Genomic DNA, 5,922 nt, shown 5'->3' with positions numbered 1-5,922 from the left:
ACCGCATCCTGCGGAAAGCAAGGATCAGGCGCTCTTTACCCAGTTTTTCTTATGAAGGGGGGATTATGACGTAGATACGAGACTTTGTTGAGATTGTAACTTGACTTTATTTGCAAAACTAAATGAGTTAAATTGCATGGATGCAAAAAAACAAAGAGCAGGTAAACCAGAATTTCATTACTGTTCATTCCCAATGTTGTGCCTAAATTGCAGGTAGTCTAAAAATCGCTTAACCGCAAGCGGTGCAGATTTTTTATCTCTCATTGCAAGACCAAGCTGACGGTATGCCGGTTTGTCCAGTTCCTTTACTATGATTCGATAGGGAATACGCTGCAAAATGAGCTCCGGCAAAATGCTGATCCCCACCCCGCTTTCGACCATTGACATGATGGCATAATCATCCCATGTCGTAAAATGTACGTTTGGTTTAAGGGTAAACGCTTCGAATATTTCCGATATTTCGGCTTTAGCGCCTTTTTCGAGAAGCATGAATGGGTAATCACATAGCGCTTTCACAGGAAAGCAGTCATAGTCAGCCATCGGATGATCTTCCGGCAAAACAACAAGTAGCTTATCCTGCGTCAAAAATAGTGTTTCAAACTCAGGGTGTGTAGGAAGACGGAGGAAACCACAATCCACACGCCCTTCTGAAATCCAGCTTTCAATTTCCGTATAGTCGCCTAACAAAAGTTCGTGATCAATATTAGGGTAGTCCTTTTGAAACGCTTTAATGACATTTGGAAGCCAATGGGTTTGCTATGCTTGAGATTGTGCCAATCCGAATGAGCCCTGATTGCAAGCCGTTCAGTTCATCCACCTGCGTCTGCAACTTCTGATAGTCGTTACATACATTTTGAGCAAACGGCAATAGCTTTAATCCGTCGGAAGTCAGGCGTACACCGGCGCGCCCACGTTTGAGAAGCGATACGCTCCATTCTTTTTCCAAATCATTGATCATGCGGCTGATGCCGAATTGGGAATAGTTAAATAGTTCTGCTGCCTTGGTAAAGCTGCCGAGTTCAACCGTTTTGACAAAGGCCATATATTTTTGAATGGTCATGTCCATATGATTTTCACCACTTTTCATTTGAAGTCATTATGCTCATGATGATATGAATTCACCTTTGTTCTGTTAATCGATATCTACTATTACAATCTCTCTTCAAATTATTCCGTTGATCGCGACAAGACGTTGGCTAAAGCCTTAGTAATTCCCTCAATCGATTGATCTTCCTCATCTGCGAACCAACTTAAAATAGCGCTAATTGAACCATTGACAAAATAGGAAAAATAATACTTTAGAATGTGAGGATTCTGCTCATGAAAATCCTCTTTAAATTCCTCAATCGCTTGTTCTTGTACTTCAGAAAACAGCTCATTGATCATGATGCCGTCACGGTAATTTGCCAGAATTATTCGGCTGACTGCTTCGTTAGCTTTTAATATAATAATCAGTCTTTTTAGCCAATCATGAAGCTGTTCTTGCGGACGCATGGCTAAAATCGGTCTGATTTGATCGACAAGCTCTGCTTCAATTTTATGGAATAAATCAAGCGGGTCGTCAAAGTGCAAATAAAACGTTCCCCGATTGACATCCGCTTCCCTGCAAATTTGAGTAACCGTTATCTTAGAGAGCTCATTCGTGTCTAGAAGATGTATAAAGGCCTCCTTGATCACTTGGATCGTATATTGGGTTCGTCTGTTATTCTTTGTACCCGCCATCAGATTCACCTTTTCCTTCATTTATTAAACAATACGTGATGTGTTTGTTTATTCAATAACAGAAAACGAGAAATTACATATTGAACTTAACGTTTACGTTCACTATACTATCAACGTGATATCAAATCAACACGATGTTCAATAGATTCTGGGAGGGAGAATTATGCGTTTTTTAGAAGTCAGGAACGCATTTAAACGATGCGCCATGGAGATTCTACGCTCATTGCCTCTCCAAAATAAATAAATGGCTGAACATAGATGTTAGATCGAGAAAAGATGATTCTGCTTATGAGTAATGATCGCGAGCAGGTGAAATTCATTTAGTTTTTACAGGGAGGATCAGAAGTGAGAGGAATCATTAAAGCGCGCTGGATCATTTTATGCTTATGGCTTGTTGCAACGGTTGTGCTCGTTGCCATGCAGCCGGATATCAATGCCATTCTTAGAGACAGAGGGCAGAAGGCATTAAACGAAGACAGCCCATCGGTACAAGCTGACGCCATATTGAGTAAAATGGAAAAGTCGAAGGGAACCAATAACCTGATTGTCTTTCATGACAAGACTAAAATTTCCAATAACGAGCTGAATCAGATCGAGCAGGGTGTGGCACAATTCCGTGATGATGCAGATACACTCGGAGTTGCCGAGATCATGGATCCCTTTAGCATACCTGAAGCGAAAAGTTCGCTGATTTCGAAAGATAAAACAACGGTAATGGTGAGCTTCAAATTAGACAAAAAGTCTCGCGAAATCGATGACATTAAGAAAGCTATTGATCAGCGGTTGGACAAGGTGACGGTCACTCATTACCTAAGCGGTGAGGATTTCATTAATAATGACTATTTAAAGGCATCTCAAGGCGGAGTTGAGAAGAGTGCGGCACTGACCGTTCTGTTCATCTTAATTGTCCTTGTCATTATGTTCCGATCAATTGTTACACCGGTTATTTCGTTACTTGCGGTTATGTTCTCCTATCTTTGCTCGATGGGGATTGCAGCGCAGTTGATTGACAAAGCAGGCTTTCCGCTTACAAGTCTGACGCAAATGCTGCTTATTCTGATCCTGTTCGGCATTGGGACCGATTATAATATACTGCTGTTTAACCGGTTTAAGGAAGAACTGGCAAACGGATTGTCCGTTGACGATGCGATTGTCTCGACCTATCAAACGGCGGGGAAAACGATTGTCTACAGCATCCTGACGGTCTTTATCGCTTTTGCAGCACTTCTATTCTCTCAATCGCCGATCTATCAGTCGGGCATTGTCGTGGTCATTGGTGTTGCGTTCTTATTACTCGAGATACTCACCTTAACACCATTTGCGATGAAACTGCTTGGCAAAAAGCTGTTCTGGTCATCCAAAAGTACTAAGGGACATGGAGAAAACAGAATGTGGGCGGGAACAGCATCGCTGGCAACCAAGCATCCGATCGTCTCCGTTATCCTGGTAGCCCTACTTATTGTGCCGGCCGTGTTTTTCTATCAGGAAAAATTAAACTTTGATACGATCGGCGAACTGGGCAACAGCTATCCTTCATCTAAAGCGATGAATATTGTGGCGGATCATTTTGGCAAAGGCAATGCGATGCCGGCAACGGTTGTCATTGAGAATAAAAAAGCATTGGATAATGGCGAGTCGCTGGCGGCGATCGATCAACTAACCGGACAGCTGGAAAAAATTAAAGGCGTAAAACAAGTTTCTTCCATAACAAGGCCTCAGGGGCAAGAAGTGAATGGCTTTTACATCGGCGATCAGACGAAGTCGGTGACAGACGGATTGTCCGCGACGCGGAAGGGGATCGACCAAATCGGCGGCGGCCTGAAAACGGCTCAGAAAAAGCTTGGCTCTGCTGACTTCTCTCAAGTCAATAAGATGGTCGATGGAACCGCCAAGCTTGAGAACGGCATGACTGCCCTGACCAGCGGACTTAAGCAAATCCAAAATGGGATCAGCGGCACGGGTCAATCACAGACGATCAGTGATGGGATCGGACAAATGGAAAGTAATCTTGAAAAAATGAGCGGTGCTGTGAACACACTTGCCGGTAACTATGAGCAGATGCAGTCCGGCTATGCAAAAATGGGTACCAGTTATCAAGACACTGCAAAGGCGCTGCTCGGCGTCAAGAATGCACTCGCACAGATGCAAATGCTGACATCGGCGCTCGGTGACAGCAGTCCGGGAGTTGCCGGTGATCAAAATTATCTTCAATTAAAAGCAGGCATCGATCAGTTGTCTGCATCATTGGCCAAGATTACACCGGAAGGCATCGATGCATTAAACAAGAACTACACTACACTGACGAGCGGATTCAAAACGGCGAACACGCATCTGACTGAGATGAGTGCAGGCCTGTCCAAAATGGCTGAAGGACTTGAAAAAATGAAAAGCGGGCTTGACAGTGCCTCCTCAGGCATCGGCAAGATCGCCACCAATATGGATCAGGTAACGGACGGACTGGGGCAAATGAAATCCGGTCAGCAGAAGCTGGCAGATGGGCTTAACGGGTTCCATACATTCAGTAATAAGCTCGCCGATGTGAATAAAGGATTGGATCAACTATCGGGCGGCTTGGGAAAGACCAACGCTTTCCTTTCACAGCTTAATGAAAACCGCGCCTTCTCGATACCGGATGAAGCACTGAAAGATAAACAGTATCAACAGGCCTTGGATGCGTTCATGTCTAAAGACCGGACGATTACAAAGATCACGGTAATTCTTGACAATGATCCGTATTCAAAGAACGCTTTAAATACGATAAAACAAATGAATGCGATGGTGAGGAGCGGCGTGAAAGGCACGGATTTGGCTGACGCGAGAGTTGCCGTTTCCGGCCCAAGTTCGACAACCTATGATACAAACAACGTTCTGACAAAAGATTTGAATCGCTTAACGGTTATCGTACTCATTGGCGTGTTGCTCGTGCTGATCGTTGTGATGCGCTCCTTCTGGATCCCGGTGTTTATCACGGTGTCTCTAATGGGTGCATACTATGCGGCGATGTTTGTCTTGAACGCGCTGTTCATCACTATGCTCGGCTTAGAAGGGATCTCTTCTTTCGTTCCCTTCTTCGCCTTTATCGTGATCGTTGCGCTGGGTGTAGACTACAGCATCTTCCTGCTCGCGCGTTATAAGGAATATCCGCTGATGTCGGGCAAGGAAGCGATTGTCGAAGCTGCAAAACGAGTCGGCACTGTGATCTTATCGGCCTTCGTCATTCTTGGAGGAACCTTTGCAACCTTGATGCCATCAGGAATTGTACTCCTTATTGAGCTAGCAACGGCTGTGATTACCGGTCTGATCGTGCTTTGCTTCATTATGCTGCCGATCTTTGTTCCGGCAATGATTTCACTCTTTGATTCTCCGCCAACGTTTAAACGGAGCGCGGAATCAGCAGTAAACGAATAAGAAATTTTACCGATTGAACTTAATATAAAAAATGAAGATGCCTCAAAAGTCGACGACGATGAGGCATTTTTTTCGTACAAGGATACAAACGTTTAGGGCCATGGGATGGCTGAACGGGGATAAACGGCTAAGGAATGACTATTGATACGGATGCCAATTTGTATTACAATGTGTAAAACACCTAAAACATATAATAATACTAGGATTAATGATGAGAGGAGGGAAATCATGGTGCGTAGGCGTTTCGTGTCTTTTAATAAGTTGGTACAGCAAAATATATCTGAACTATTAAGTACAGAATCAGCGATGCAAGCATTAGAGGCAAAATTGGACCAAAGACGAGCGGCAAAACGGGTGAACAGCAAGCCGCAAAGTAAAACGCGGTAAAATAATGCCTATTTTAACGGGATGCTGTGTTTGTTGAGAATTGAATACTGAATGCTTATCTAGAGTGGAGGAGGGACTGGCCCAATGAACCCCGACAACCCGCATGATTGCATGCACGGTGTCAATTCCAGAAACACTGAAGGGTGTTTGAAGATGAGAAAGGGCAAGCGCAGCAAACCTTTCGCATCGGCGTCAGGCTTGTTTTTTTACACTTAAGGAAACGAGTGTAAGTGGTTCGGTAGAACGCCGCGTCCTGCGGCTCACCGAACACTAGGGCGTCCATGACCGTCGCGGGCGGCGACTTTGCCTTCAGAGCTTTGCAAAGCCAAGTTTTCTAACAGTATAAGAAAATATAGGATTTTTCCCCTTCTTCAAACCAATAGCCCAGTGTCTTGGCCAAGAATC

Annotated in this window: 5 protein-coding genes and 1 riboswitch; of the genes, 2 read left to right on the top strand and 3 right to left on the bottom strand. The window is 44.3% G+C overall.

Annotated features, from left to right (window positions below):
* Positions 1–177: 177 nt before the first annotated feature.
* From SIN01_RS15770 to SIN01_RS13635, 3 genes are all read right to left on the bottom strand, one after another.
* Positions 178–702 (bottom strand): LysR family transcriptional regulator substrate-binding protein, encoded by a 525-nt coding sequence (locus tag SIN01_RS15770; protein ID WP_307723004.1) that lies wholly within the window; start codon positions 700–702, stop codon positions 178–180.
* Between the two features lie 25 nt (positions 703–727).
* Positions 728–1,066 carry a LysR family transcriptional regulator gene (locus tag SIN01_RS15765; protein ID WP_307723003.1) on the bottom strand — a complete coding sequence of 113 codons (339 nt, stop codon included), beginning with the start codon at positions 1,064–1,066 and terminating at the stop codon, positions 728–730.
* Between the two features lie 101 nt (positions 1,067–1,167).
* Positions 1,168–1,722 carry a TetR/AcrR family transcriptional regulator gene (locus SIN01_RS13635; RefSeq protein ID WP_010027480.1) on the bottom strand — a complete coding sequence of 185 codons (555 nt, stop codon included), beginning with the start codon at positions 1,720–1,722 and terminating at the stop codon, positions 1,168–1,170.
* Positions 1,723–2,067: 345 nt separating this feature from the next.
* On the opposite strand from SIN01_RS13635, the gene SIN01_RS13630 reads away from it, so the two are divergent.
* Both SIN01_RS13630 and SIN01_RS13625 read left to right on the top strand, forming a co-directional pair.
* Entirely contained in the window at positions 2,068–5,130 is a 3,063-nt protein-coding gene (locus SIN01_RS13630; RefSeq protein WP_010027479.1) for an MMPL family transporter, read from the top strand.
* Positions 5,131–5,358: 228 nt separating this feature from the next.
* Entirely contained in the window at positions 5,359–5,517 is a 159-nt protein-coding gene (locus SIN01_RS13625) for an FbpB family small basic protein (RefSeq protein ID WP_162198726.1), read from the top strand.
* Between the two features lie 52 nt (positions 5,518–5,569).
* Positions 5,570–5,677, top strand: a riboswitch (SAM riboswitch).
* Positions 5,678–5,922 lie beyond the last annotated feature (245 nt).

Source organism: Sporolactobacillus inulinus (genome assembly GCF_006539285.1).
GTDB classification, from domain to species: domain Bacteria; phylum Bacillota; class Bacilli; order Bacillales; family Sporolactobacillaceae; genus Sporolactobacillus; species Sporolactobacillus inulinus.
The sequence above is the reverse complement of the archived record's forward strand: the minus strand, read 5'-3'. Positions and strand labels throughout refer to the sequence as shown.

Bases quoted from the DNA above. Each gene is read 5' to 3' on its own strand.
- SIN01_RS13625 (WP_162198726.1), top strand. From the start codon at position 5,359: ATGGTGCGTAGGCGTTTCGTGTCTTTTAATAAGTTGGTACAGCAAAAT.
- SIN01_RS13635 (WP_010027480.1), bottom strand. From the start codon at position 1,722: ATGGCGGGTACAAAGAATAACAGACGAACCCAATATACGATCCAAGTG.
- SIN01_RS15765 (WP_307723003.1), bottom strand. From the start codon at position 1,066: ATGGACATGACCATTCAAAAATATATGGCCTTTGTCAAAACGGTTGAA.